The 417-nt window shown below is 61.2% G+C and carries 1 pseudogene; it reads right to left on the reverse strand.

The annotated features are described in order from the left end of the window. A pseudogene (locus B1964_RS28210) lies at window positions 1-298 on the reverse strand (IS1380 family transposase); the annotation flags it as partial. Between the last annotated feature and the right edge of the window lie 119 nt (window positions 299-417).

The raw sequence follows: 417 nt of genomic DNA on the forward strand, positions 1-417 counted from the left end.
ACGATCCCAACGTTGACGGGGCGTACGGGTGGTCGAACACCTTCCCCATCGCGCCGTGCCGCAGTACTGCCATATCGTCGATGCTGTCGGCGCCGGCCACCATCCCTGCGACCAGCGAGAACACCTTGCGATCTGGGTGGGCGCCCTTGTCGGTGGGCACGCTCAGATGCGCACGCGCCAACTCCGACAGGCCAGCCTGTTCAGCCAAGTTCATTACCGGTACCAATCCGGCCACGCCGAGCAGGTTCGGGTCATCACAGGATGCAGACCGGACCGGATGACTATGAGACAATCGCATCTACGAGATGCCCTTCTGCGTGTGCGGATGGAACCCTTAGCAAGTCCCATTCTGCCACTCAGACAGGGCATTTCGTCTACCCCTCACCGCCCGAACAGATACAAATCGGTGGATCGAGG

It is taken from the genome of Gordonia sp. i37, from assembly GCF_002043085.1.
Lineage (GTDB): Bacteria > Actinomycetota > Actinomycetes > Mycobacteriales > Mycobacteriaceae > Gordonia > Gordonia polyisoprenivorans.